The 26,319-nt window shown below is 65.0% G+C and carries 25 protein-coding genes and 1 pseudogene; 17 read left to right on the forward strand and 9 right to left on the reverse strand.

Annotation, left to right across the window (positions count from 1 at the left end; translation table 11 throughout):
- Positions 1 to 88 precede the first annotated feature (88 nt).
- Together JHD82_RS30480 and JHD82_RS18685 are read left to right on the forward strand one after the other, a co-directional pair.
- Positions 89 to 181: pseudogene (locus JHD82_RS30480) on the forward strand (hypothetical protein); the annotation flags it as partial.
- A gap of 18 nt (positions 182 to 199) precedes the next feature.
- Positions 200 to 337 carry a hypothetical protein gene (locus JHD82_RS18685; RefSeq protein WP_233174796.1) on the forward strand — a complete coding sequence of 46 codons (138 nt, stop codon included), beginning with the start codon at positions 200 to 202 and terminating at the stop codon, positions 335 to 337.
- 62 nt (positions 338 to 399) lie between these two features.
- Here the strand turns inward: JHD82_RS18685 and JHD82_RS18690 are convergent, their stop codons facing one another.
- Positions 400 to 1,242: a hypothetical protein gene (locus JHD82_RS18690; protein WP_199138053.1), complete on the reverse strand. Its 843-nt coding sequence runs from the start codon at positions 1,240 to 1,242 to the stop codon at positions 400 to 402.
- A gap of 101 nt (positions 1,243 to 1,343) precedes the next feature.
- Complete coding sequence (locus JHD82_RS18695; protein WP_199138054.1) at positions 1,344 to 1,778, reverse strand: hypothetical protein; 435 nt, start codon at positions 1,776 to 1,778, stop codon at positions 1,344 to 1,346.
- A gap of 371 nt (positions 1,779 to 2,149) precedes the next feature.
- Between JHD82_RS18695 and JHD82_RS29920 the strand changes: the two genes are divergently transcribed.
- Complete coding sequence (locus JHD82_RS29920) at positions 2,150 to 2,500, forward strand: hypothetical protein (protein ID WP_233174797.1); 351 nt, start codon at positions 2,150 to 2,152, stop codon at positions 2,498 to 2,500.
- 92 nt (positions 2,501 to 2,592) lie between these two features.
- Complete coding sequence (locus tag JHD82_RS18705) at positions 2,593 to 2,889, forward strand: H-NS family nucleoid-associated regulatory protein (protein WP_199138056.1); 297 nt, start codon at positions 2,593 to 2,595, stop codon at positions 2,887 to 2,889.
- Positions 2,890 to 3,173: 284 nt separating this feature from the next.
- Here JHD82_RS18705 and JHD82_RS18710 read toward each other — a convergent pair whose 3' ends face one another.
- Positions 3,174 to 3,812 carry a hypothetical protein gene (locus JHD82_RS18710; protein ID WP_199138058.1) on the reverse strand — a complete coding sequence of 213 codons (639 nt, stop codon included), beginning with the start codon at positions 3,810 to 3,812 and terminating at the stop codon, positions 3,174 to 3,176.
- 133 nt (positions 3,813 to 3,945) lie between these two features.
- Here JHD82_RS18710 and JHD82_RS18715 point away from each other — a divergent pair, with 133 nt between their 5' ends.
- Both JHD82_RS18715 and JHD82_RS18720 read left to right on the forward strand, forming a co-directional pair.
- Entirely contained in the window at positions 3,946 to 5,784 is a 1,839-nt protein-coding gene (locus JHD82_RS18715; protein WP_199138060.1) for a DNA cytosine methyltransferase, read from the forward strand.
- A 191-nt stretch (positions 5,785 to 5,975) separates the two neighbouring features.
- Positions 5,976 to 6,221 carry an AlpA family transcriptional regulator gene (locus JHD82_RS18720; protein ID WP_199138062.1) on the forward strand — a complete coding sequence of 82 codons (246 nt, stop codon included), beginning with the start codon at positions 5,976 to 5,978 and terminating at the stop codon, positions 6,219 to 6,221.
- Here the strand turns inward: JHD82_RS18720 and JHD82_RS18725 are convergent.
- Both JHD82_RS18725 and JHD82_RS18730 read right to left on the reverse strand, forming a co-directional pair.
- A complete protein-coding gene (locus tag JHD82_RS18725; protein WP_199138064.1) occupies positions 6,208 to 6,642 on the reverse strand; it encodes a hypothetical protein in 435 nt (144 codons plus the stop codon). The two genes, JHD82_RS18720 and JHD82_RS18725, sit on opposite strands and share 14 nt — an antisense overlap.
- Positions 6,639 to 7,481: an integrase arm-type DNA-binding domain-containing protein gene (locus tag JHD82_RS18730; RefSeq protein ID WP_199138066.1), complete on the reverse strand. Its 843-nt coding sequence runs from the start codon at positions 7,479 to 7,481 to the stop codon at positions 6,639 to 6,641. The genes JHD82_RS18725 and JHD82_RS18730 overlap by 4 nt, the downstream gene beginning before the upstream one ends.
- A 188-nt stretch (positions 7,482 to 7,669) precedes the next feature.
- Here JHD82_RS18730 and JHD82_RS18735 point away from each other — a divergent pair, with 188 nt between their 5' ends.
- Positions 7,670 to 8,686, forward strand: coding sequence for a D-2-hydroxyacid dehydrogenase family protein (locus tag JHD82_RS18735; protein ID WP_043781876.1), 1,017 nt, complete (start codon positions 7,670 to 7,672; stop codon positions 8,684 to 8,686).
- A 46-nt stretch (positions 8,687 to 8,732) separates the two neighbouring features.
- On the opposite strand, the gene JHD82_RS18740 is transcribed toward JHD82_RS18735, so the two are convergent.
- The 3 genes from JHD82_RS18740 to JHD82_RS18750 are packed head-to-tail and all read right to left on the reverse strand — an operon-like array spanning position 8,733 to position 11,624.
- Positions 8,733 to 9,566: a hypothetical protein gene (locus JHD82_RS18740; protein ID WP_199138068.1), complete on the reverse strand. Its 834-nt coding sequence runs from the start codon at positions 9,564 to 9,566 to the stop codon at positions 8,733 to 8,735.
- A gap of 3 nt (positions 9,567 to 9,569) precedes the next feature.
- The gene (locus JHD82_RS18745) at positions 9,570 to 10,001 is read right to left on the reverse strand and encodes a DNA polymerase III subunit chi (protein WP_012205376.1); all 432 of its coding nucleotides are present in this window, start codon (positions 9,999 to 10,001) and stop codon (positions 9,570 to 9,572) included.
- A gap of 45 nt (positions 10,002 to 10,046) precedes the next feature.
- Entirely contained in the window at positions 10,047 to 11,624 is a 1,578-nt protein-coding gene (locus JHD82_RS18750) for a leucyl aminopeptidase (protein WP_199138070.1), read from the reverse strand.
- A 23-nt stretch (positions 11,625 to 11,647) separates the two neighbouring features.
- Between JHD82_RS18750 and lptF the strand changes: the two genes are divergently transcribed.
- From lptF to JHD82_RS18800, 10 genes are all read left to right on the forward strand, one after another.
- Positions 11,648 to 12,775 carry an LPS export ABC transporter permease LptF gene (lptF, locus tag JHD82_RS18755; protein WP_199138072.1) on the forward strand — a complete coding sequence of 376 codons (1,128 nt, stop codon included), beginning with the start codon at positions 11,648 to 11,650 and terminating at the stop codon, positions 12,773 to 12,775.
- On the forward strand, positions 12,775 to 13,884 hold the full coding sequence (gene lptG / locus JHD82_RS18760; protein WP_199138073.1) for an LPS export ABC transporter permease LptG: 1,110 nt from the start codon (positions 12,775 to 12,777) through the stop codon (positions 13,882 to 13,884). The genes lptF and lptG overlap by 1 nt, the downstream gene beginning before the upstream one ends.
- A 10-nt stretch (positions 13,885 to 13,894) precedes the next feature.
- A complete protein-coding gene (locus JHD82_RS18765; RefSeq protein ID WP_199138074.1) occupies positions 13,895 to 14,308 on the forward strand; it encodes a sirohydrochlorin chelatase in 414 nt (137 codons plus the stop codon).
- Between the two features lie 64 nt (positions 14,309 to 14,372).
- Positions 14,373 to 15,314 carry a CysB family HTH-type transcriptional regulator gene (locus JHD82_RS18770; RefSeq protein ID WP_034398475.1) on the forward strand — a complete coding sequence of 314 codons (942 nt, stop codon included), beginning with the start codon at positions 14,373 to 14,375 and terminating at the stop codon, positions 15,312 to 15,314.
- 58 nt (positions 15,315 to 15,372) lie between these two features.
- On the forward strand, positions 15,373 to 16,539 hold the full coding sequence (locus JHD82_RS18775; RefSeq protein WP_199138075.1) for a pyridoxal phosphate-dependent aminotransferase: 1,167 nt from the start codon (positions 15,373 to 15,375) through the stop codon (positions 16,537 to 16,539).
- A gap of 105 nt (positions 16,540 to 16,644) precedes the next feature.
- A complete protein-coding gene (locus JHD82_RS18780) occupies positions 16,645 to 18,339 on the forward strand; it encodes a tannase/feruloyl esterase family alpha/beta hydrolase (RefSeq protein WP_199138076.1) in 1,695 nt (564 codons plus the stop codon).
- A gap of 110 nt (positions 18,340 to 18,449) precedes the next feature.
- Positions 18,450 to 19,412: a helix-turn-helix transcriptional regulator gene (locus JHD82_RS18785; RefSeq protein WP_199138077.1), complete on the forward strand. Its 963-nt coding sequence runs from the start codon at positions 18,450 to 18,452 to the stop codon at positions 19,410 to 19,412.
- Between the two features lie 77 nt (positions 19,413 to 19,489).
- Positions 19,490 to 21,709, forward strand: coding sequence for a TonB-dependent siderophore receptor (locus JHD82_RS18790; RefSeq protein WP_233174798.1), 2,220 nt, complete (start codon positions 19,490 to 19,492; stop codon positions 21,707 to 21,709).
- 234 nt (positions 21,710 to 21,943) lie between these two features.
- Positions 21,944 to 23,635 carry a PQQ-binding-like beta-propeller repeat protein gene (locus JHD82_RS18795; protein WP_199138080.1) on the forward strand — a complete coding sequence of 564 codons (1,692 nt, stop codon included), beginning with the start codon at positions 21,944 to 21,946 and terminating at the stop codon, positions 23,633 to 23,635.
- Between the two features lie 522 nt (positions 23,636 to 24,157).
- A complete protein-coding gene (locus JHD82_RS18800) occupies positions 24,158 to 25,150 on the forward strand; it encodes a tripartite tricarboxylate transporter substrate binding protein (RefSeq protein ID WP_013802632.1) in 993 nt (330 codons plus the stop codon).
- Here JHD82_RS18800 and JHD82_RS18805 read toward each other — a convergent pair.
- Positions 25,086 to 26,315, reverse strand: a complete 1,230-nt coding sequence (locus JHD82_RS18805) for an NAD(P)/FAD-dependent oxidoreductase (protein ID WP_199138082.1) — start codon at positions 26,313 to 26,315, stop codon at positions 25,086 to 25,088. The two genes, JHD82_RS18800 and JHD82_RS18805, sit on opposite strands and share 65 nt — an antisense overlap.
- Positions 26,316 to 26,319: the final 4 nt, after the last annotated feature.

Genomic DNA, 26,319 nt, shown 5'->3' on the forward strand with positions numbered 1-26,319 from the left:
CCCCCCCCCCCCCCCCCCCCCCCCCCCCCCCCCCCCCCCCCCCCCCCCCCCTTTTAGATGTGTATAAGAGACAGTGCCGGAAGTGATCGTGGAAGAGCGCGGCGCACCCCCTGCGCCTGGTTGGCACTGGGTGAACGGGTACTGGCGTTGGGAGCGGGACCAGTGGGTTTGGCAGAGAGGTCACTGGGTTGCCAACACCGTGCCGCCAATGCCTCCCGTCATCGTCGAGGTGAGGCCAGCGCCACCCAGCCCGGTTCACTACTGGGTGCCTGGCCACTGGGTGTGGCGCGCGGACATCAACAACTGGTTCTGGGTGAAGGGCCAGTGGCACGGCTGATCAGCCCAACTTCACAGGCCCGCCCAGCGGGCCTTTTTATTGGACTGGGACTGGCACGGGCGTCACGAGGCGATGAGCAGCCCCTTCTTGCCCTCGAAGATCTTGGCCAGGGCATCCCTCACGTTCTGCAGTTCGACGCCGGTGGCCTTCAGGTTCACGACGTACTGGCGTGTCCCATCCAACTCCCGCGCGACCTCCGGCGGCAAATCGGCGCGCAGCACGTTGCCATCCAAGATGACTTCGACATCTCGCACTCTCGTAATCGACTGGTCCAACACCCTCAGCTCGATCTCGTCCTGATAGGGGAAGCGCGAGAGCGAGAACACATAGTTCGCCTCATGATCCACGCAATACACGAGCGCCATCTCGTAGTGTTCGTCATGCGGCGACGCGAAAACCTCGGCCTTCAGGATTCGGGGTGCCTGATGCAGATCGGACAGTGAGATCGTTGGTGCCAATTCCCCAGCCAACCCCGAGAACAATGGTTTAGCGCTCTCCCCGGTCGAGCGATAGTTGTCCCAGAAGGACGAGTCGCGCCAGGTTGAGGCCACGAGCCAGGGAGTACCGCCCGTGTCCAGCAGGACGGCCATGAGCGCGAGCACGCTGGTGCCCAGGCCACCAAAGCCGAACCCGCAGGCCAGCAGGACCAGCAGCGATCCGATCCCTGGCGCACCTGAGACGTGCGAGAACTCGGTGAGGCCTCGGACCGTCGAGAGCCATATAGGGCGCAGGAAAGCCAAGGAGAAGTTGAATACACCCACCGCCAGCGCTGCGCCAGCCAGCCACAGAGCCTCTTCACGCGGATAGTTCACGGCCTGTGCCAGCGACGCCAACGCCAGCCAGAGTGGCAACAGACCCAGCAGAAGGCCGAGGCTGCGCCGCAGCCAGTTCTTTTTTTGTCCCATTGACCCCACCTCCATCTGCTGATCAGCGGCGCATCGTACGTCACGGATAGCCCAAAAACGACGAAGCCCGCGCGGGGCGGGCTTGGTTGGGGTACGGCCGGTTACTTGGCCGGCTGGGTCACAGCTGCAGCCGGGGCCGCAGGAGCAGGCGGGTTCTTTGCTAGGTCAACTTGCATGAGGCCGATGATGATCGCCGCTCCGCCGACTACAACAGTACCGACCACGAACTGCAGCATGTTGATCGAGGACTTCAGTCCATCAACCTTGCCTTCCAGGCCTTCAACTTTTCCACCTACGTTCGCAACAGCCACGCCAGTCGCCGCCATCTCCTTAGTGACGTCCTTCAGCATGTTGGCGAAGTCAGCGCGCAGACTCTGCATCTCGGTCAGCATCTGCCCTTGCATGGTGGCCATCTGCGTGTTGAGCTGGCCCATCGCAGCGACGGTCTCCTTGGATGACTCTGCGATAGATGCGCGCACCTCAGCGCACACGCTGTCGAGCTTCGCGTCGAGTAGTTCACGGGTCACTTCGGTCATGGCGTCAGTCTGCCCAATTGTTTCGGCCCCTGCAACCGCCGGGCTGCTTGCGGGAGCCTCAGGTTTCGGAGGGTTCGCATATGTGATGCTTCAAATCACAAGCGTTTTTGTGGTGGTCAGCTCTTCAGGGTTTCTGAAGCCTTTCACGCGAGAACACCCTGCTGGACCTGCTGGAGCCTGGTCTGCGCGAGCACCACTACTGCAATAAGGCGGCCACGGCCGGCCAGGAGGCGCTGCCCGGTGTCCTGATCCCGCTGCCGAACCTGCGGCACCCGCTGCTGCCCACCAGCTTCGCCTATGCCAAGAAGCAGAAATGGCACGGGTATCGCTTCATCTGGGACTACGGCCTGAACGACGCTCACGTCGATTTCGTGGACGCCGTCCTCAAGGGCCTAGAGTACGAGACCCACGAAGGCCGAAGCGTCACGATCCGGGGCACGGTCGAGTTCAACGACGACGAGCTCAACGACAACGTGCTCTACGGTGAGCTCTCTGGCCTGGCCTCCGAAAAGGAGGTCTACATCAAGCTGCTGGCCCCGGCGCAGCTGATCCAAGCCAAACGCGGCTACCGCGCCGGCAGGCCAGACACGCCCTCCAGCCAGCCGGACAACGCGGACCAGCGCGAGGAAGGCGAGGACGAGCCGCCGACCGACCCGAACCACCCTTTGAACCAGACGCCCGAAGACGCATTCGCGGCGGCCGTGACCGGCGAACCGGCCTGAACCATCCACTGAACCACTCACGGCGCCCGCGCGGCGCCACAAGGAACCACAAGGAACCACAAGGAACCACAAGGAACCACAAGGAACCACCCATGACCGCATACAAAGAACTGCTGGCCCAGAAAGCCACCCTCGACGCCCAGATCGAAGCTGCTCAGGCAGAGGCCAAGGCGAAGGCTGTGACCGAAGCCCGCGCGCTGATCGCAGAGCACGGCTTGACCGCTGCCGATGTCTTCCCGGCCCAGGGCAAGAAGCGCAAGGGCAGCGTCGGCGCCCCGAAGTATCGCGACCCCGCCAGCGGCGCCACCTGGACTGGCCGCGGCAAGCCGCCGAACTGGATCAACGGCAAAGACCGCGGGCAATTCCTGATCGAAATGGCCAAAAGTTAGGCGAGGGGCTGCCGATACACCAAGTAAGGAGGTGCGCGCCAAGTCTAGGCGGCGCCTCAAGCCCCTGGGGTGTGCGCTCCAGGGGATTTTTATTCCCAGGCGGCGCCCAAACTGGATCGTTGGCAAGGATCGGGAGCAATTCCTGATTGCAAGTCAGTGGCAGACGTATACACCACTGATTAAGAGTTTGTACAAAATAGCGAGCCATGAGAAATTAATATCTCGCATGGTCGCCTAAAATACAACTCAACGTAATTTATTTGCAAATGCAAATACTCTAACTATTAATTTGTGTGCCTTACCCCAAAACCACGCAAATTATCCAAGTATCCCGGGGCATTATTTGCATCACATTGCTTGCAGACGCCATCAATCCCTTTTCGAAGCAACTCTTCGATAGTGACTGGCGTTGTTGGGAGCGGGTTCTGTTCCTGTGTGACGACTATTGTGAATGTATCCCAATATATTCCTTCACCCCACGACCAACGATATTCTCCCGGTCTAAGCCCTAAACTACTAAGGGTCCAGTCATTCCATCTAGCGAGTGATTGAAGAGGTGCGCCGGACACATACCCGTTTGGCACCATTAGAGTACCCCACGATGCATCAATACCTACAGCATCACCTTCTGCATACGTGGCATCTATAACCCCGGGAGCAAATCCAAATCGATCAGGCCCAGTAACTTGCCCTAGATATATACCGGGATTACGCTTGCCTAATGCCAAAAGCCCATAACCAGAGGCAATATTGGGTTGAATAACGCGAGTATATACATCCCCCTTTAAACTTATCATATTAATTGACCCACTCCCCACCGCAATAACGTCACTGCCAGACTGATAAATTGTCACTGTGTAATGCGCATGCGCACAAACGGAAGTAGCAAAAGCAATTGCTGCAATCAGTTTTTTAAATTTCATTTAACCCCTCTTTGTTGATTACCAAATTTTACAACAAACCATTCTAATTTATCTTGAGCAATCGACAGGTATCTCGAAGCCGCCCGGCCCTGCCGCGAGCGGCTTTTTTTTGGCCCAAATTTCAAGGAGCCGCATGCTTACCCCTCAATTTCTCCTGCCGCTCGCAGCCAAGCTGGTGATCGACCTGTTTGCCGGCGGCGGCGGCGCATCCACAGGCATCGAGCAGGCCATCGGCCGCCCGGTCGATGCCGCCGTCAACCACGATGCCGACGCCATCGGCATGCACGAAGTTAACCATCCGCAAACCAGGCACTACCGCGCCGACATCCGCGAGGTGGACCCGCTGTCCGTGACCAAGGGCGAGCTGGTGGGCCTGCTGCACGCATCCCCGGACTGCACACACCACAGCCAGGCCCTGGGCGGCCAGCCGCGCAACGGGGAAATCCGGTCGCTCGCGTGGATCGTCATCCGCTGGGCCGGCAAGACCCAGCCCGATGTCATCACGCTGGAGAACGTCGAACAGATGATGCAGTGGTCCCCGCTGATTGCGAAGCGCGACCCCGCCACGGGCCGCGTCATCACGCTGGACCGCATCACGGACCCTGCCACGGGCAAAGCCACCTTCCGCGTAGCCGAACCCGGCGAGGTGGTGCCGCGCGGCAATCAGTTCCTGGTGCCAGAACCCAAGCACAAGGGCCGCAACTGGCGCCACTTCATCCAGGCGCTGCGCGACCTGGGCTACAAGGTGGAATGGCGGGTGATCTGCAACGCCACCCTGGGCTCTCGCAGCACCCGCACACGGCTGTACCTGATCGCCCGCCGCGACGGCCTGCCCATCGTGTGGCCAGCGCAGACGCACTGGAAGCATCCGAAGGCGGGCCAGAAGCCATTCCGCCAGGCAGCCGAGTGCATCGACTGGAGCATCCCCGGGCAAAGCATCTTCGGGCGCAAGAAGGAACTGGCGCCGGCCACCATGCGGCGGATCGCGCATGGCCTGGACAAGTTCGTGCTGAACAGCCCCCAGCCGTTCATCGTGAACATGGCCCATGGCGGGAAAATCGAAAAGCTCGACAGACCCATGAGCACCATCGCCACGGAGAAAGGCGGGTGCCGTGCCCTGGTGTCACCGACCCTCATCCAGATGGGCTACGGCGAGGCCAAGGGCCAGGCCCCGCGCGTGCTGGATCTGTCCCAGCCCCTGGGCACGGCCGTGGCCGGCGGCATCAAGCACGCCATCAGCTCGGCATACCTGGTGGAGGCCGGGCACGGCGAGGGCAAGGACGGCAGCAAGCGCTGGAGCCACGGGGCCAACGACATCCGGGGACCTCTGGGCACGGTGACGGCAAGCGGCGGTGGGCAGAGCCTGGCATCCGCGTTCATGGTCCAGGCCAACGGCAGGTTCAACAGCACGCCGGCACGCGACCTGCGCGACCCCGTACCGACCGTGACCACCAGCGGCAGCCAGCAGCAGCTGATCGCTGCCCACCTGTGCACGCTGCGCCGGAACAGCGTTGGCCGCGACGTGCGCGAGCCGGTGCCCACGGTCACAGCCGGGGCCGAGCACCATGCCCTGATCCAGTACCACCTGTCGCCCGAGCAGGAAGCCGGCGCCCTGCGTTGCGCAGCCTTCCTCATGCGCTACCACGCCAGCGGCGGCCAGTGGGCGGACCTGCGCGACCCGATGACCACCATCACCACGCGCGACCGCCTGGCGCTCGTAACCGTCTGGCTCAAGGGCGAGCCCTGGGTAATCGTGGGCATCACGCTGCGCATGCTGGTGCCGCGTGAGCTCTACAACGCCCAGGACTTCCCTCCTGGCTACGTCATTGACCGGACCGCCTCCGGCAAGCCACTGACGAAAACCGCCCAGGTGCGGATGGTGGGCAATTCCGTGAGCCCCGTGCCCATGCGGCAAATCGTCTCGCTCAACTCGCCCGAGTCCACGGCCTGGCAGCTACGCCGGGCCGCCTGATTCCTCCAACCCGGCCCACCACGCGCGGGCCGCCGCAATAACGCGGTTCTGCGAGCGTGCCCACGACAACAAGGAAACCTGACCATGGCCAGCAAGAAGCCCAAGAACTGGCGCGACAAGCGCGCGCCACACCGCGACGACGAACCAATCACCTGGCCAGCACCCGCTGGCCTTTTTCATTGAGGACGCCCATGTCCAAGAGCATCACCCTGAACTTTGCACCTGCCGTGCTCGGCCGCGAGCATGCCGCAGCCTACGTGGCGCTGAGCGTCAGTTCCTTCGAACAACTGGTGCGTGAGCGCCAGATACCCCAGCCACGCCAGCTGTCTGCCAGGCGCGTTGGCTGGCTGTGCGCGGAGCTCGATGACTGGTCCGCCCGGCGGCCGGCATCCGAGCTGCTGCCACCTGAGAACACCGGTGCCCCTAGGCCCCGATGAACTCCTCCAACTTCGCGTCGAGCGCCGCCAGCCATTGGCCGCGCTCGGCGTCGTACCGGTAGAGGTTGTAGCAGCCCGCCACGCCAGGGAGGACGTGGCCAAGGATCGCCTCCCCAACCTCATGCGGACAGCCCATCGACGCAAGGATGGCGCGCCCCGTCCGCCGAAGATCATGCGGCGACCAATGCGTCACGGTCAGCCGCGCCCGCTTGTGCTCGGGCTTCGTCTTGCTGTAAGGCTGCAGGTAGTGCACCTTGGTCTGCATGTAGGCCTGGGTCTGTCCTTTCAGCACAACATCGCGCCCGATGCTCGGGAACAGCCATGGCCCCTCATTCGCCAGCAGACGACGCACGATCTGCTCGGCACGACCGAACAAAGGCACACGAAGGTCATGTGCGAGCTCAACGTGCCGAATCTTCATTGCCTCCTTGGGCACGGTCCACCAAAGCCCCCCCCCTCCTCCGACAACTGCTTCTTCTGCATCTGGCAGATCTCCCCGCCTCGCGTGCATGTCCTCAGCTGCAGCGTCAGGAAATCCTGAACCTGCTGGCTGAACATCGACAGCTCACCGCCGATCAGCGTCTTGATCTCGGCGCCGCTCAGCACGCGTTTGCTGGTGCCTTTATGTTTTCCATCTCGCACTGCCCCTTTGCTGCGAAGCTTGTGGGACGTACGTTCCGCCCACCAGTTGGGCATGCCGTCTGGAATTCGCCCTGACTCCAGCCCCACGCGCCATGCAGCTGCCATCTCCGTCTTCACGGACTTGGCCAGCACGGGGCGGTCGGACAGACCTTCAATGACGTCGTAGACAAAAGAGCGCCCCACCTCGGCCACGGATGTCGACTCCCGTCCCGAGATCGCATTGCGCAGACGCTGCTCGATGTTGCGGGCGCCCTTGGCCTCCCGGTTGACCATGAGATACCGGGCGGCATAGTCGTCAACCAGCATGGTCAGTGTGTAAACCTGTGCAACCGGTTGCGCCAATGCCTTGCGCGCCAGCTTTCGCTCATCCGCCGGATCTCTTCCCTGCTCACGCAGGTCCCGTGCTGCCTGCCATTCGGCTGCAGCCTGGGCTGGCGACATGGCTGGCCATTGGCCGAGTTTGACCTGTTTGAGCTTTGCCGAATCCGCCAAGCTTCTGTAACGATAGGTCCAAGATTTCGTGCTGGCCGTCGCTTCGAGCCTCAAGCCTGGGCAACCTTGTACGACAATGTGTTCGCCCTGCTTTAGGGTCTTGGCTGAACGTGCGTCAAAGAACATCTGAAGCTACACCTCGAATGCCGGAAAAACCTACACAAAACCTATACCGAGCGGTGAAGTGCAGACGATTCCAGGCAAGCGCAGATGAAGCGCAAAGGTAAGCGCAGGAATGGAATAAATCATTTGCCGACAACATCTTGCGCGGCAAATCGGAGATAAATCAAAGGCTTATGACGGATTCACAGGCAATGAACATCATCATTCTTGACGACTACCAGGACGCCGTGCGCAAGCTGGACTGTGCTCGTCTGCTGGAGCCCTTCAACGCCAAGGTCTTCACCAATACCGTCAAGGGCGTTGGCCAGCTGTCGGTGCGGTTGCGCGATGCGGACATCATCGTGCTGACCCGCGAGCGCACGCAGATCAGCCGGCAGCTGCTGGAAAAGCTTCCGCGCCTGAAGCTGATCGCGCAGACCGGCAAGGCCGGCGCCCATATCGATGTGCAGGCCTGTACCGACCAGGGCGTTGCGATTGCCGAGGGCGTGGGCTCGCCCATTGCGCCGGCAGAGCTGACCTGGGCGCTGATCATGGCGGCCACGCGGCGGCTGCCGCAGTACATCGCCAACCTCAAGCACGGCGCATGGCAGCAATCGGGCTTCAAGGCTGCGTCCATGCCTGCGAATTTCGGACTGGGCAGCGTGTTGCACGGGCGCACGCTGGGTATCTGGGGCTACGGCCGCATTGGACGGCTGGTCGCGCACTACGGCCATGCCTTCGGCATGCAGGTTCTGGTCTGGGGCAGCGAAAGCTCGCGCCAGAAGGCGCAGGCCGATGGCTTTGCGGCGGCGGACTCGCGCGAGGCTTTCTTTACCGAATCCGACGTGCTGTCCATGCATCTGCGCCTGCATGAGGCCACACGCGGCATCGTCACGGCGCAGGATCTGGCACGCATGAAGCCGACCGCCCTGTTCGTGAACACCTCGCGCGCGGAGCTGGTGGAGGCCGATGCCCTGCTGGGTGCGCTCAACCGAGGCCGGCCGGGCCTGGCGGCCGTGGACGTGTTCGAGAGCGAGCCCATCCTCCAGGGCCATGCGCTGCTGCGACTGGAGAACTGCATCTGCACGCCGCACATCGGCTACGTGGAGCAGGACAGCTACGAGCTGTACTTTCGCGCTGCCTTCGACAATGTGGTGAACTTCGTTGCGGGGCAGCCCAGCAACATCCTCAATCCCGAGGTGTTCTCAGGCCCGGCCCGCGCAGGCTGACGACCGGATCAGGCGGGGGCTTGCGCCACCCGCCCTTGCCCTGCACTCAACGGCTGCCCTGGCCGGCGTCGCCACGTGCGGCCGTGGCGCGAAAGGCCAATTCATCGGCCACCGCCTCATAGACGGCCTGGCGCACGACGGATTCCACCTCCTCGCGCAGACGCACGACGATGGACCGTGTCTGCTGCTGAACCACGGTGGCAATGGCGTCGCGCAAGCGCTGGTCCAGCACCAGGTCCACACGCTGCATGAGGCGATGGACCAGATATTCCTCGGTGACCTGCTGCGCATGGCTGTCCCAGATGGACTCCATGGTGGGGGCTGCCGGCATGGCAGGGGAAGCCGGCGTCGGCCCGGCAGCTGCCTCTGCCACGACAGCCTGCACCACCGGGACCACCAGGTCGGCAGGGACCACTTCCCCGGCCGGTGCCACGTCGCCCGCTGAAGCCACATCTGCCGCACCTGCCACATCCGCCGCATCAGTCACGTCAGCCATTTCGGCCAGACGGCCTTCCTGGGCCAATTGCATTTCCACGGACGGGGCGCTGGGCGGCTGATAGTCCGAGAGCACGGGCTGCATTGCAGGTGTCGGGATTTCCTCGGGTGCAGCCTGCTCGGTGACCATGGGCCGCTGGGGTTCCAGGTCCTGCGGCAGTGGCGGCAGGGACGCAGGCAGGGTGACCACGCCACGCCGAGGCGCCAGCATGCCTTCGCTGGCCCAGGGCGTCGCTTCGTCCGTCAGCGGCAGTTCGGACACGGGGTGTGCCAGGGGTGCCTGGGGTTCGACCGTCTGAACCGATGCCTGCACCGCATCCACCGCAACGACATCGGTGAGCGTGGGAACAAAGCGCGGTGGGGTTTTGGAGGGAGGAGCGCTCATGGCTTACTCCTTGAGGACCAGGTCATGGCGCTTGATGGAAATACCCTGGGCCGCATAGTGCTTCCAGCGCTGCCGGGCCAGGTGGCGGTCTTCCTCGTCGGTGGCGGAAACCACTTCGACGACACGCGCAAAGCGCTCGAACCCTTCGGGCACTTCGCCGCCCAGGTTGACCAGCATGTCGTGGTGCGGCGCGCCGTCCAGCCGCTCCAGCAAAACGATGGGCGAGAAGGCCATGATGTCTGCCCCATCGCCTTCGCCCGCATGGGCCAGGAAGTCGGTGGGCGAGACACTCCACAGCCTGGGCGACAAGGCCTTGAGCAGCGGCGGCGACCCCAGCACCACCAGTTGCGTGCGGTGCCTGAGCGCCTTGCGCGCCAGGCGGCAGACATAGGCCAGCTTGTCGGGCGCGTTGAAATGGAAGGCCACTTCAGTCAAGCGATGCTCCCTTCAAACAGGCCCGGGCTGATGGGGACGATGCGCTCATGCCTGCTCCGGCTGAGCGGCAACTGCAGCCTTGCGGCGGCCGGCAGGTCCTGCCTTGGGTGGCACAGGTTTCTTGGGTGCAGCAGCTTTATGGGATGCAGCAGCCTTGGCCTGCGCCTTGCCAGCATCGATGCCGGCCAGCAGATAGTGCAGCAGCAGGCCCACGGGGCGGCCTGTACCGCCCTTGGCGGCGCCGCTCTTCCAGGCCGTGCCGGCGATGTCCAGGTGCGCCCAGGGAATGTCGCCCACAAAGCGCTGCAGGAACTTGGCTGCCGTGACTGCGCCACCCGCGCGGCCAGCCACATTGCCCATGTCGGCGAAATTGCTCTTGAGGCCTTCGCCGTACTCCTCGTCCAGCGGCATGCGCCAGCAGGGATCCAGTGCCGCATCGCCGGCCTGCTCCAGCGCGCGGGCCAGTTCGTCGCTGGGCGAGAACATGCCGCTGCGCAGCCCGCCCAGGGCGATGACGCAGGCGCCGGTCAGCGTGGCGATGTCCACCATGGCGCGGGGCTTGAAGCGGGCGGCGTAGGTCAGCGCATCGCAGAGCACGAGACGGCCTTCGGCATCGGTGTTGAGGATTTCTATGGTCTGACCGCTCATGCTGGTGACCACGTCGCCCGGCTTGACGGCAGCGCCGCCGGGCATGTTCTCGGACGCCGGAATGAGGCCGACGACATTGACGGCCGGCTGCAGCCGGGCCAGCGCATGGAACACGCCCAGCACGCTGGCGGCGCCGCCCATGTCGAACTTCATCTCGTCCATTTCAGCGGCAGGCTTGAGCGAGATGCCGCCGGTATCGAAAGTGATGCCCTTGCCGACCAGCACCACGGGCGCGGCGCCCTTGGTGCCGCCGTTGTAGTGCAGTTCGATGAAGCGCAGCGGCTGCTCCGATCCCTGGGCCACGGCCATGAAAGCGCCCATGCCGAGCTTGGCGACTTCGGCGGGGCCGTGGATCTTGCAGCTGATGCCGGGCAGCTTGGCCAGGGCGCGGGCCGCGTCAGCCAGCAAGGTGGGCGTGGCGTGGTTGGCGGGGCGATTGGCCCATTCGCGTGCCAGGGTCATGCCTTCGGCCTGGGCCACGGCGGTCTTGAAAGCGTCGGCAACGCCATTCTTGTCGCCCGCCTTGACGGCTGTGGCAATCACCAGCTTCTTGAGCGCCACGGGCTTGGCCTGCGGCTTGGTGTGGGTATAGCTGTAGCAGGCATCGGCCGCCGCCAGAACGGCGGCAGCAACGGCAGGACCTGCCGCATCGAAGCCAAAGCACAGCAAGGCCTTGCCAACACCGGTCGCCTTGAGCGCGGCACCTGCGCCGGCCACGGCCTGGCGCACTTCCCGTGCCGAGCCGTTGCCCGCGCCCAGCAGCACGACTCGGCGTGCAGCGACGGCTGGCAGGCCGTACAGTGCCAGCTGTTTGCCGGCTGCCGTTTCGAAATCTCCGGCCTTGACCGCGTGTGCGACCAGGGTGGACAGCGCGTCGCTGCCCGTGACCGTGGCTTCGGTCACCAGCACCAACAACAGGTCACACTTTTCACGTACTGCTGCGGCAGTCGTCAACGGCTTCAGTTCAAAGTTCATAATCGGCGTTTTCCTTTCAGCCAATGTTATTCGATTCATCCATACGCAAAGAGCTGGCCCGCAGCTTCGGTGCCACGGTCGTGGTGCTGATCACGGTCGTTATGACCATGATGCTGATCCGCACGCTGGGCCAGGCTTACAAGGGCAATGTCAGCCCTTCCGACGTTCTGCTGGTCATGGGCTATACGGTGCTTGGCCAGTTGCCCACGATTTTGGGCCTGGGGCTTTTCGTGGCCGTGGTCGGCTCGCTGTCGCGCATGTACCGTGACAGCGAGATGGTGATCTGGTTCGCCGCAGGCCAGGGGCTGGCCAGCCTGCTGCGCCCGCTGCTGCGCTTTGCCTGGCCGGTGCTGGCCGTGATCGCCGTGCTGGGCCTGGGCATCCTGCCCTGGGCCAACCAGCAGATCGAGCAGATCAAGACCCAGTTCGAGCAGCGCAGCGACATTGACCGCATCGCCCCCGGCGAGTTCCAGGAGTCTGCCGGCGGCTCGCGCGTGTTCTTCATCGACAAGGACGTGCCCAGCGCCACCGCTGCCAACAATGTGTTCATCGTGGCCAATGAGCGCGGGCGCGAGTCCGTGACCTCGGCGCGCGGGGCACGGCTGGAAGTGGTCAAGGGCGAGCGCATGGCCGTGCTGACCGACGGCCAGCGCATGGAAACGCAGACCAGCGACGGCTCGGTGAAGATCAGCGAGTTCAAGGAATACGGCACGCAGCTCGGCGGCGGCAGCAATCTGGCCGCCGCCGAGGAAATGGCCGCGCGCAGCACGTACACGCATGAGCTGCTGCCGCGCACCGAACCCATCTACCGCGCCGAGCTGGGCTGGCGCATAGGCCTGCCGCTGGCGGCGCTGAACTTCGTGATCCTGGGCCTGGCCGTGGCCAGCGTGAACCCACGCGCTGGCGGCAGCGGCAGCCTCATGCTCGCGCTGTTCGCCTTCATCGTGTACTACAACCTGATGACGCTGGGCGAGAACTGGGTGGCCTCGGGCAAGCTGAGCATGCCCGCCATGACGGCCCTGCTGCACGGAGGAACATTGCTGCTGGCACTGCTGGTGTTGCTGGCCCGGCACAAGCGCTGGTCGCCGCGCGACCTGTGGCGCAGGCCCTGCAAGCCGACTGCCCTGGATGACGCAAAGGCGGTGCCCTGATGAGAGTTCTGAGAAACCTGCTGTACCGCGACATCATCGCGGCCGTCGGCTATGTGACTCTGGCCTTCCTGGCGCTGTTCTTCTTCTTCGATCTGGTCGATGAGCTGCGCTGGGTCGGGCGCGGCGGCAACAACGGCTACCAGATCACGCACGCCCTGCTCTTCGTGGTGCTGCGCATCCCCAGCCACCTGTACGAGCTGATGCCCATCACCGTGCTGATCGGCACCATCTACGTGATGGCGCGCTTTGCCCAGAGCTCGGAATTCACCATCATGCGCACCAGCGGCATGGGCCCCTGGCTGGCGCTGCGCACGCTGATGGTGCTGGGCCTGGGTTTTGTGCTGGCCACCTTCGGCACGGGCGACTACCTGGCGCCGGCGGCCGAGAACGCGGGCCAGAACATCCGCGCCATCCACCTGGCCCAGCTGTCGCGCGGCGCCACGGGTGCCTGGCTCAAGGAACGCCAGGGCGATCACTCCATCGCCATCAACGTGCGCGCCATCCGCGGGCCCGGTGATTTCTCCAATGTGCGCATCTTCGACTTTGACGGCCAGGGCCGCATCTCGGCCCAGATCCATGCGCAGGCGGCGCAGGTCAGCGAGGATGGCGAATCCTGGACGCTCCAGGGCGTTGAGGCCAGCCGCCTGAAGGCGAAGGCCGACGGAGGCATGGTGCTGCTGCGCGAGAAGGAGGACAGCCTGGTCTGGAAGACCGGCATCAGCGCCGAAATGGTCTCGGCCGCGCTGCTCAAGCCCGACCGCATGTCCACCATCTCGCTGTTTCAGTACGTGCGCCACCTGGAGGCCAACGGCCAGGCCGCGCAGAAGTACGAGATCGAGTTCTGGCGCAAGGTCTTCTACCCCATGAGTTGCCTGGTGATGGTGGTGCTGGCCCTGCCCTTTGCCTATCTGCATTTCCGCTCGGGCGGCATCGCGGCCTATGTGTTCGGCGGTGTGATGGCCGGCATCAGCTTCTTCCTGCTGAACAACGTGTTCGGCTACATCGGCACGCTGCAGACCTGGTCGCCCTGGCTGACCGCTGCGGCGCCGGGCCTGCTCTACAGCCTTCTTTCATTGACCGCCTTCACCTGGCTGGTGCTGCGCCGCTAGGTCCGTTGCCATGCAAAACGACACAACAGCGGCCGGCATTGCCGGCCTGATCCTGCTGGCCCACGGCTCCCGCGACGCCCTGTGGCGCCAGCCCATCGAGGCCGTGCTCGGCGCCGTCAGGCAAACGCGGCCCCACAGCCTGGCTGCATGCGCCTACCTGGAAGCCTGTGCGCCCGACCTGCCCACCGCCGCGCGCGGGCTGGTCGAGGCGGGTGCCACGCGCATCACGGTGCTGCCCCTGTTCCTGGGCACGGGCAAGCATGCGCGTGAGGACATCCCGAAGCTGGTGCAGGAGATCCGCCACACCTACCCACAGGTGGCCGTGGAACTGGAGCCTGCCGTGGGCGAGCATCCACGTGTCACGGCCCTGCTGGCAGAGCTGGCGTTGGCGGCCACGGAGCCTTCCGGCAGGTCAGGAAGCTGAAATAACGAATCGCTTCTTTATATAAATGCAGCATAATGGCGCGCTGCACCCAGCTGTCACCGCCATGAACCTGCACCAATTCCGATTCGTCCAAGAAGCGGCGCGCCGCAACCTCAACCTCACCGAGGCGGCCAAGGCCCTGCACACCTCGCAGCCCGGCGTCTCCAAGGCCATCATCGAGCTGGAGGAGGAGCTGGGCATCGACATCTTCGCGCGCCACGGCAAGCGCCTCAAGCGCATCACCGAGCCCGGCCTGGAGGTGCTCAAGAGCATCGAACTCATCATGCGCGAGATCGGCAACCTCAAGCGCATCGGCGAGCAGTACAGCGCCCAGGACAGCGGCACGCTGTCGATTGCCACCACCCACACCCAGGCCCGCTACGTGCTGCCGCCCGCCGTGGCACGGCTGCGCGACCTGTATCCCAAGGTCACCATCAGCCTGCACCAGGCCACGCCGGCCGAGGTGGCGCGCATGGTCATCGACGAAATCGCCGACATCGGCATGGCCACCGAGTCCCTGGCCGACTACCCCGATCTCGTCACCCTGCCCTGCTACGAATGGCAGCATGTGCTGGTCATGCCCACGGGCCATCCGCTGGCGCAGAAAGAGCGCATCACGCTGGACGACATCGCCCATGAGTCGCTGATCACCTACCACCCCTCGTTCACCGGGCGCGGCAAGATCGACCAGGCCTTCGCCACGCGCCGGCTGCGTCCGCGCATCGTGCTGGAGGCCATTGACTCCGACGTGATCAAGACCTACGTGCGCCTGGGCCTGGGCATCGGCATCGTGGCCGAGATGGCCATGCGCGACGATCCGGTCAACGACCTCGTGGTGCGCCCCATGGGCCATCTGTTCGGCCAAAGCGTGGCGCGCGTGGCCATCAAGCGCGGCGCCTATCTGCGCAACTTCGTCTACCGCTTCGCCGAACTGCTCAGCGACCGCCTGACGCGCGACCTGATCATGCGCGCCATGAGCGGCCACGTGCACGACTACGAACTCTGATCCTCCGCCCCACCGGGCCCGCAGTGCGGGCCCGTTCCCGTTTTCCGCTGTCTCCGCCATGACCTCTGCCACGCCCCGCACGCCCGCCTTCCCCAGCCGCCTGCCCCATGTGGGCACGACCATCTTCACCACCATGTCGGCGCTGGCCGCCGAACACCAGGCGGTGAACCTGGGCCAGGGCTTCCCCGACTTCGGCTGCGACCCCAGGCTGGTCGATGCCGTCACGGCCGCCATGCAGGCCGGCCACAACCAGTACCCGCCCATGCCCGGCCTGCCGCAGCTGCGCCAGGCCATGGCCGACAAGATGGAGGCGCTGTACGGCCGCCGCTACGACGCGGGCACCGAGATCACGGTCACGGCCGGCGCCACGCAGGCCATCCTCACCGCCATCCTGGCCACCGTGCATGCGGGCGATGAAGTCATCGTGCTCGACCCCTGCTACGACAGCTACGTGCCCAATATCGAGCTGGCCGGCGGCGTGCCCGTGCGCGTGCCGCTGACGCCGGGCAGCTTCAAGCCCGACTTCGCCAAAATTGCCGCCGCCATCACGCCGCGCACACGGCTGCTGATCATCAACAGCCCGCACAACCCCAGCGCCACCATCTGGAGCGATGCCGAGATGCTGCAGCTGCAGGAGCTGCTGGCGCCCACCGACGTGCTGCTGATCAGCGACGAGGTCTACGAGCACATGGTCTACGACGGCTGCCAGCACCAGAGCGCCGCGCGCTTTGCCGGCCTGGCGGCGCGCGCCTTCATCGTCTCCAGCTTCGGCAAGACCTACCATGTCACGGGCTGGAAGGTGGGCACCGTCGCCGCGCCGGCCGCGCTCACGGCCGAGTTCCGCAAGGTCCACCAGTTCAACGTCTTCACCGTCAACACGCCCATGCAGGCGGGCCTGGCCAGCTACATGGCCGACCCTGCGCCCTACCTGCAGCTGCCCGCCTTCTACCAAGCCAAGCGCGACCTGTTCCGCCAGGGCCTGGAAGGCTCGCGCCTGCGCCTGCTGCCCACGGCGGGGACCTACTTCGTCTGCGCCGACATCTCGGCCGTGTCGGACCTGGACGAAGCCGCGTTCTGCCAGTGGCTGGTCCGGGAGCATGGCGTGGCGGCCATCCCGCTGTCGGCCTTCTATGGCGACGGCTTCGACCAGCGCGTGGTGCGCTTTTGCTTTGCCAAGCAAGACAGCACGCTGCGCGCGGCGTTGGAGCGGCTGCGCAAACTCTGAAACCGGGCGCGGGGCAGCGCCCACGCCGGATTGTCCCGTCATCCTCTGAGATGACATGGCCCCTCCGTCCCTGGTCTTACGCTCGGGCGACAGGAGACACAAGCCATGCGAACCGACCACGCCCCACGCGCCTTGCGGCGCGTTTTTCCATCCACGGCCGCCTTTGCCGCATCCCTTCTCATGGCGGGCTGCGGCGGTGGCAGCAGCCCCACTTTGGCCGATGCCGCAACGCCGGCGGCCGCCTGCGCCGACCTGCCTGGCAGGGCAGGCCTTGCGGCCACCCGGCTGTCCACCAGCTATGTGCCGCCCGACACCCGCAGGCCGGGCGGCGCCAGCACCGGCGCGCTGCTGCCCGGGCACTGCGTAGTCACCGGCGCCATCAACCCGCGCGTGGGCGTGGACGGCAAGAACTACGCCATCGGGTTCCAGCTCAGCCTGCCGGACCAATGGAACGGCCGGTTTCTCTTCATCGGCGGCGGTGGCAACGACGGCATCCTGCGCGACACCTCGCTGAGCTCCAGCATCTCAGGCGCAACGCCTTCGCCCTTGGGCCAGGGCTTTGCGGTGGTCTCCACCGACGCGGGCCACACCGGCACCACGGCCAGCTTCGGTGCCGACCCTCAGGCCCGGCTGGACCACGCCTACAACGCCTACGACAAGACCGCCGTGGCGGCCAAATCGCTGATCTCCACGCGCTACGGGCGCAAGCCTGAGCACTCCTATTTTTCAGGCTGCTCGGGCGGAGGACGCCAGGGCATGGTGTTCTCGCAGCGATTTCCCGACTACTTCGACGCCATCACGGCCGGTGCCCCTGCCATGCGGGTATCGAGCGGCGCCACGGTGGCCGCGATGTGGAACACCATCGAGTTCGAAGCCATCGCGCCGACCGACAGCAGCGGCCGGCGCATCCTCTCCCGGGCCTTCAGCAACGAGGACCTGAACCTGGTGGCCAAGGCCGTGACCGCCTCCTGCGATGCGGCCGACGGCGTGGCCGATGGCATGGTGAACCACGTCAAGGCCTGCCATTTCGACCCCGGCGTGCTGCAGTGCGGCGGCGCCAAGACCGGCAGCTGCCTGAGCAGCGGACAGGTGAACGCGCTCAGAAACGTGTTTGCCGGGCCGCGCAACTCGGCAGGCCAGGCCCTGTATGCGGGCCAGCCGTGGGATCCGGGCCTGGCAGCGCCGGGCTGGCGCACCTGGACACTGGGCAGCTCCACCACCGCCACGCCGGATTCGCGCTACATCACGCTGATCGTGGATGCGCTGGTCAACGAATTCCTCACGCCGCCAGACCTGGGCTTCAACCCGCTGGCCTTCAATTTCGACACCGACCCGGCGCGCATGCAGGCCTACTCGGCCATCTATGACACCTACCGGGATGACCGGCTCACGGCCTTCCGGCAGCACGGCGGCAAGATGCTCTTCATCCACGGCATGTCCGACCCCATCTTCTCGGCGCTGGACACGCTGGACTATTACGAGCGCCTGGCCGCCAACAACGGAGGCATGCAGGCCACGCAGGACTTTGCGCGCACCTTCCTCGTGCCGGGCATGAACCATTGCTCGGGCGGCCCGGCCACGGACAGCTTCGACTCCATACAGGCCATGGTCGACTGGGTGGAGAAAGGCATCGCCCCGGACACCATCGCCGCCAGGGCCCTGCCGTCCAGCGCGGACTTTCCGCAGCGCACGCGCCCGCTGTGCCCGTATCCGAAGATTGCCAGGTACAGGTTCGAGGGCGCAGCCGCCGGCACGGGCAGTGTGGAGGATGCGGCCAGCTTTGTCTGCGCCCTGCCCTGAGCCTGCGCATCTGCGGGCTGGACGGCGCAGGGCCGTAGCAAGCCTGCAGCGATAATGAGAAGCGTTCACTGCAGCGAGCGCTTCCCGCCACCGCCTTTCCGCCTCCGCCCATGCCCGCCCCTTCCCAGCGCTACACCACGGCGCAGCTCGACGCCATGCGCCAGCGCCACGGTTTCAGCGTGCGCTTTCTCTCCACCGTTTCCGAAAACGATTGCATCTTCGAGGGCCAGGTGCAGGAGCATCAACTGCCTTCGGGCCTGCAGCTGGTCAGCTCCGACATCCGCATCAACCATGGCTATGAATCCACGTCCGAGCATCCGCGGCGCTTCACCGCCGTGGTCCTGTTGGACGGCCAGGCCGAGCTGCAGCTGCCCGGCGCCCGCAAGGCCCTGAGCGTGACGCGCCATGCCGCAGCGGCATTCTCCTGCGGCGACACCGAGGTGCTCAAGGCCACCCATGCGGCAGGCCAGAGGGTGCGTGGCTTCAACCTGTCCATCGAGACGCCCGAGGCCTGCGCCGATGCCGAACTGGCCGAGCTGCTGCACCATGCCCTGCGGCAGTCCGGCCCGCCGCTGCATGCCTGGTCGCTGCCCGAGCATCTGGCGGTGTCGCTGCGCCAACTGCTCGATGGTGTCTGGAGCGGCAGCCTGGCCCGGCTGCACCGCGAAGGCATTGCGCTGCAGGTGCTGGCCTGCGCGCTGCAGGCACATGCGCAGCCGCGGCCTGCGCCCTCGCCGCGCATCCACCCCCGGGACAGGCGCGGCCTGGAGCGCGTGCGCGAGTGCATGGATGCAGCGCCCGGCCAGGCGCACAGCCTGGACGACCTGGCGCGCCTGGCCTGCATGAGCCCGACCACGCTGCGCGAGAAATTCCAGGCCGCCTACGGCCAGACCGTGTTCGGCTGGCTGCGCGAGCGCCGCATGCAATTGGCGCGCGAGCGGCTGGCACAGGGCTGGAGCGTGCAGGAAGCGGCCGACTGCGTGGGCTTTCAGCACGCCAGCAATTTCGCCACGGCCTTTCGCCAGCGCTTCGGCCACGCGCCCAGCCAAGGCAGCCTGCGTCGCAAACCATAGGACTGGCGTCGCCGGGAACAGGCGGCGGCGGCGCACATTTCCCACAATCCGGGCTCACGCCCAGGACCATGGAAATGATGAGCATTCGCATTCAAAACCCCGCCCCGCGACACCTCCAAGGCGCGCGGACCCCGCTATCCCTGCTGATCTGCGCCCTGTGTGCCGCCCCTGCGCCAGCAGTCTGGGCCGCCGACGAGGACAGGCCCCCTGCCAGGAACAGCGACACCGAACTGGGCACCGTCACCGTGCGCGCCGCCGCCGATGCGGGCATCACCGAAGGCACGGCGCGCTACACCAGCGGTTCCACGGGAACGGCCACGGGCCTGCAACTGTCGGCACGCGAGACACCGCAGTCGGTCAGCGTGATCACGCGCCAGCTCATGGACGATGCCGGCCAGCTCACGGTCTCGCAGACGCTGGAGGCCTCCGCCCCCGGCCTGTCGGTCAGCCGCAGCGACAGCAACCGCTATCAGTTTTCCTCGCGCGGCTTTGGCGTTAGCAACTTCCAGTTCGACGGGCTGGCCTCGCCCATCAACAGCCTGTGGAACTTCGGCGCCACCGACATGGACACCGCCTTCTACGACCGTGTGGAAATCGTGCGCGGCGCCACGGGCCTGCTCAATGGCTCGGGCGATCCGTCGGCCACGGTGAACTTCGTGCGCAAGCAGCCGCGCGAGACGGCGGGCGGCCATGCCTCGCTGACGCTGGGCCGCTGGAACCTTCGCCGCGCCGAGGCCGATCTGTCCCTGCCGCTGGACCGCGAAGGCCGCGTCCATGGCCGTGTCGTGGCCGTGCAATCGGACAGCGATAGCTACGTCAGCCACTTTGGCCAGCGCAGGCAGGGCCTGTACGCCGTGGTCAGCGCGGCCCTGACGCCCGCCACCCGGCTCGTGACCAGCCTCGAATACCAGAAGAACACCAGCCCCGGCATGGGCGCCGGCTTTCCGCTGTTCTATGCGGACGGCAGCCGCACGGACTTCGACCGCTCGGTGTCCAACAACGCGCGCTGGTCGCATTTCGGCACGGAGAACACCACGGCCACGCTGGACCTGACCCACCGCCTGGACAACCGCTGGCTGCTGCGCGCCGCCTACAGCCGCAACGAAGGCAACTACGACATGCGCTACGTCTACCGGGGCGGCGCGCCGGACGCCACCACCGGCCTGGGCATGGCCAACTCCTTCATCAAATACCGGGGCGACCGCTCCCGCGACAGCCTGCACCTCACGGCCAGCGGCCCGGTCGCGCTGTTCGGGCGCCAGCACGAGATTGCCGTGGGATGGAACCATGTGCGCGACGACATCGACATCCGCCGCTATGCACCGCTGGGCACGCCGCCTGCCACGGACAACTTCCTCGACTGGCGCAACGGCAGCCTGGCCGAGCCGGGCTGGTCCGACGTCTCCAACGGCGGCGACGACAGCCGCATGCGCCAAAGCGGCGGCTATGCCGTGGGGCGTTTCTCGCTGGCCGATGGCTGGACGGCAGTGGCCGGCGCCCGCCTGAGCCGCTGGTCCACGCGCCAGAACTACTTCGGCAGCCTGCGCGACTACCGCTACAGCAACGAAATCACGCCCTACGCCGGCCTGCTGTGGGACATCGATGCCCGGCACACGGCCTACCTGAGCTACACGGAAATCTTCACGCCCCAGAACTACCGCGACAAGCAAGGCAGCATCCTGGACCCCGTCACCGGCCAGGCCTTCGAGCTGGGCCTCAAGGGCTCCTGGCTGCAGGACCGGCTGCAGGGTTCTGCCGCGCTGTTCCAGACCCGCCAGGACAACCTGGCACAGGACACGGGCGAATTCATCGACGGCACCACGGACCAGAAGGCCTATCGCGGCATCAAGGGCGCGCAGGTGCGCGGCATCGATCTGGAACTCAGCGGCGAGCCGGCCCGGGGCTGGCGCCTGGGCGCCAGCTACACGCACTACACGGCCCGCAGCGCCAGCGGCGCCGCCTTCAACACCGCGCACCCGCGCAGCCTGGTCAAGCTCACGGCCATGCGCAGCTTCGAGGGTGCGCTGCAGGGCCTGAGCCTGGGCGGCAACCTGCGCTGGCAAAGCCGCATCTGGCAGAACGTGACCAACCCGCTGCGCCAGAGCGTGCAGGTCGGCCAGGGCAGCTACCTGGTGGTCAACCTCTCGGCTCACTACCGCATCGACCCCACCTGGTCGGCCAGCGTGCAGCTCAACAACCTGCTGGACCGCCAGTACTACAGCCAGATCGGCTTCTACAACCAGGGCTGGTGGGGCGAGCCACGCAATCTGACGGTGAGCCTGAAGGCGGATTTCTGAGCCTGTGCCAGCAATTAATTCCGGTATGGTCCATTCATGCCATGGGCAACGACATACCTGTCACTTGATTGGTAACGCCATGCTGGTTTTCCAGAAAAATTGACGAACACCGCCCCTCTTACTGGTGGGAGCCTTGCAATTCAGCGAGAATCCGTGCCTTGGCTGCAAATCCATATTGTGGGATTTTCCAAGCTTGGAATGCGCAGCTTTGTTGAACAGCGAAGGTGAGATCGAATGAAAAAAGCGACAGGGATACTGCTGGCCGCAGTCTTGACGGCTTGTGGCGGTGGAGGAGGAGGAAACCAAGGAGGGGACAACACAGGCCAGCCGCCCGTCGTCAAACCCGATCCGGGACCTGGCGGTACAGGAGACAGCAGCATCCTGGCATTCGACCCGCCCCGGCTTGAAGCCATCGCTATACAAGGTGAGCCCCTGAAGCTGCAGGTCGTGGGTACGGCCTCATTAAGCATCCAGGAACAACTCAACCTGAGACTGGAGGCCAGCAGCGACTTCTCAACCGAGGTAACGATGGAGAGGCTGGACTCTCATCGGTATCTAGCCCAGCTCAAGACTGCCGAGAATGGCGCCCCAGGCGTGCGGTCGGGCTTTATCAACGTCTCACTGTGCCGGGATGACCCCAAGGTCTGCGCATCCCCCTACCCAGGGTCGCCCTGGAAACTGCCCTACCAGCTCAATATCCTGTCTACGGCAGACAACCTCAAGCCACTCGGAAAACTCGAAGGAGCCTCCGACTGGAGCAATGTGCAGGGCAATGCGGGACACACGGGCCGTGTCGAGACGAGCACCCGACTGGACCCGGCAAACTTCAGCCTGCGCTGGATGCGCAGCGCGCCAGCGGGCAACCAAGGCATCTATAACGAAGTGCTGGTGAAAGGATCACGCGTCTTCTACAACAGCCAGACCCTTCTTGACAAGGTTGTGATGGCGCTGGACGAGAAGGATGGCAGCGTCGCCTGGAGTCAGAGCTTGGACTTGATAGGCAACCCTGTTCTGTCGGCTGGCTACTTGGTTGCACAGACCAAAGAGCCAAACAGCTCGCTTACAAAGTTCATGGACCTTCAAACGGGCAAGGTCATCCTTCAGGAGAATATTTCCAGAAGGCCCGGTACAAACTTCTCTTGGCTTACAGGCGATGATCATTCCGTCTATCCCAGCAATCCACTGCGTCGCGTAGATACGAAGACTGCAACGCCTCAGTGGGAAAAAGCAGACAATGAGTCCGGCATGCTTGTTCTGCACAGCCCCTTGACTGCGATCGACACCAAGCATGTTTACGCCATTTTGGTCCGATTTAACCATAATGCATACCCAGATCAATTCCTGGAAATTTCCCGGATCGATGATGGCAGCAGAGTTGCATTGATTGCAGACCCGCAGCCTTTCACCAACGACTTCGTTGCGGGTGCTCCGGGCATTTCCGTGCTCGATGGAGCAGATCGGGTCATCACGGCACGCCACAGTGCAGGAAATGGCTCAATCAGCAGCTTTTCCATTTCTCAAAACAAGCGTCTTTGGACGAAGAATTTGAGCTTCCATAGCGCTCCGGTCGTGAGCAACGGCGTGGTTTACCTCGCGGCACCAGATCCCAACAGCAATATCGCAACACAGTTGCATGCCTATGACGGCGACACAGGGTCGCTGCTATGGTCCATGCGGCTGCCAAACGACACTGTTGCGCCTTATCGCTGGGGATCAGATTTCGGTTATCAAATCATTGCCATCAACAATCTGCTTTTCATATCTAGCGTAACTCAAGAAAAAGGCAACCGGACCTACGCCATCGATCCCGCAACTCGAAAGATCGTCTGGCAGTTTCCGTCCGCCGGTCGTCTTTCAGCCTCTGCCAACGGACTGTTACATATCGCTAGGCCTGATGGCAAGTTGTTGGCTGTTCATTTGAACTGATACGTATTCAGCATGGGCTGACCGAAAGGCCCATGTCACCGGTTCAGGCAAGCCCATTCTTCCAGCCGGGATTCGAGCAAGCAAGATTCCAGGCCATCCGGCAGTCCGAGATCTGCCTGGGTCAATGCGCTTGCCTTGGTCCCCGGCTCCGCACACTCAGCGACTGACCAGCGAGGGGGGCGCATGCAACATGCTGACAGTCAGCGTTCTCAAAAGGGAGGACACCTGCCTCCCTCCTGCATCCACGGCGGCTTTTACGCAGCGACGCAAGGTATGTTCCAAATCAACCTAGCCAAGGCAGCAGAGGCTTTACCCGCGCATGCGCTCCTGCCAACGAGCGCATGTCATGCAATCCATTCTCATTTGCCGAGCAAGGCCGAACAGGTCATTCGCCCGCCGCATGACGTCCTGCCAAAACATTGATTGACGTCAAGACGGCCACCGCCCAGCATGGGGCGCCTGAAAATCCGCTGCCGCCCAAGGCCGCTGCGCCTCAAAAACACCGACCAGGAGACATCCCCCATGCCCCGCACCCTTTCACGCAAGCAATTCCTGCGCGCTGCCGCGCTGCTTGGCGCCACGCTGCTGCCCCTGCCCCAGGCCTGGGCGGATGCCTATCCCACCCGACCCGTCAAGCTGGTCGTGCCCTTCGCCCCTGGCGGCAATACCGATGTGCTGGCGCGCATGGTGGCGCAGGGCCTGTCCGAATCGCTGGGCCAGCCCGTGATCGTGGAAAACATCTCCGGCGCCAACGGCTCCATCGGCGCCAGCCGCGTGGCTTCGGCGGCCAATGATGGCTACACGCTGCTGTTCGGCACGGCCGGCACCCAGGCCATCAACCAGAGCCTGTACAAGAACCTCAGCGAGAAGAACCTGGGCGATTTCGAGTACGTGGCCCTGGTGACCACCATTCCCAATGTGCTGGTCGTCAACGAGACGCGCACGCCCGCCAGGACGGTGAAGGACCTGGTGGCACGCGCCGCCGCGCAAAAGACCGGCATGAGCTATGGCTCGCCGGGCAGCGGCTCCACGATCCACCTGTCGGGCGAGCTGTTCAAGAGCGCCACCCAGCTGGACATGGTGCATGTGCCCTACAAGGGCAGCGCGCCGGCCCTGACCGACCTGCTGGGCGGCCAGATCGATTTCATCTTCGAGAACGTGACGCCCGCCCTGCCCTTCGTGCAGTCGGGCAAGCTCAAGGCCCTGGCCGTGACCTCCGAGCAGCGCCTGCCCGCCCTGCCCGATGTGCCGACCATGAAGGAAAGCGGCTACCCCACCTTCGTGACCGGCACCTGGAACGGCGTGCTGGCACCCAAGGGCACGCCGGCCGCCATCGTCAAGCGCCTGGAAGAGGCCACGCTCAAGGTGGCGGGCCATGCCGACTTCAAGTCCAAGGTGACGGCGCTGGGCGGCGAAGTGCGCCTGCTGGACTCCAAGGCCTTCCGCGAATTCACGCGGGCCGAGTACCAGCGCTGGAATGCGATCGTGCAGACGGCGAAGCTGGAGCGGCAATAACGTCGGCTCCGGTCCCCGCCTCCGGCGCCCGCTGGCGGCGGGCCCAGAACGTCTCGTTCGCCCAGCGCGGCTCCAGCGCATAGTAGTGCTGGTGATGGCTGCGGTACGCGGCGCGTATCGACCGGATCCACGCATCCCAGGCAGGCAACGCACCGGCGTCGCCCGCCAGGCTGCGGCGCACGGCCTGGGCGGCCTCGCTGCCCGTGACCAGGCTGTTGAGCAGGCCCTGCGATGCCAGCGGATCGAAGGACAGGCCTGCATCGCCCACGGCCAGCCAGTCCGGCCCGCTGGCTGCATCAAGCCATTGTTCGTGGGCGGCAGCCACGCGCAGTGGCTCCAGCAGCCGGCTGCCCCTGCTGCGCGCGCCCACCAGGGCCGTGTGATGCGCCATTTCCAACAGATCGGCCGTGCTGCGCAGGCGCCGGGCTTCAGGCAGATCGATGTCGGTCTGCCAGGCAATCACGCAACTGCCATCGGGCAGGTCAGCGCTGTACCACCAGCCTTCGGCGTCCGACTCGATCATGGTGGTGCCTGCATGCTCATGCGATGGCGGCTCCACCCAGGCGTGAAAGCAGACCAGGCGGCCACCACGGTGGACCTGGGCGCCCGCCTGCCGGGCCACGCGGGCCGCGCGGCCCGTGGCATCGACCACGATGCGGCAGGACAGCTCCAACGGGCCGTGCGCCGGGTCGCCCTGCGCCCTATCGATCAGGCAGCGCCAGCGCATGGGCGCGCCCGGTGGCTGGCGCTGCAGGCTGCGCAGCGTGGCAGGCACCAGGCAGGGCACGCCACGGCTGCGCGCAGCCTCCAGCAGCATGGCGTCGAAGCGCTTGCGGTCCAGGTGCCAGCCCGCGCCATGCGGGTCGAACAGCGCGTCCTGAAAGATGACCTCGGAGCTTCCCCACAATGACCGCCGCGACCAGGCAGGACGGTGGCCCTGTGCCGCGAACGCATCCCACACGCCCAGGTCGGACAGAATCACTCGGGCCGCAGCAGGCAGGGTTTCGCCAATGGCCCGCCCAGCCTGCACGGCGCGTCCTACCAGCGCTACGCGGCAGTGCCCTGCCAGTTGCGCGGCAACGGCCGCGCCCGCCGGCCCTGCGCCCACGACGAGCACATCCAGCTCATCCGGCAGCGGCGCGGCGGCCATGGCGTGCGACGGCATGGCC

It is taken from the genome of Delftia sp. ASV31, from assembly GCF_016428765.1.
Classification (GTDB): domain Bacteria; phylum Pseudomonadota; class Gammaproteobacteria; order Burkholderiales; family Burkholderiaceae_C; genus Comamonas; species Comamonas acidovorans.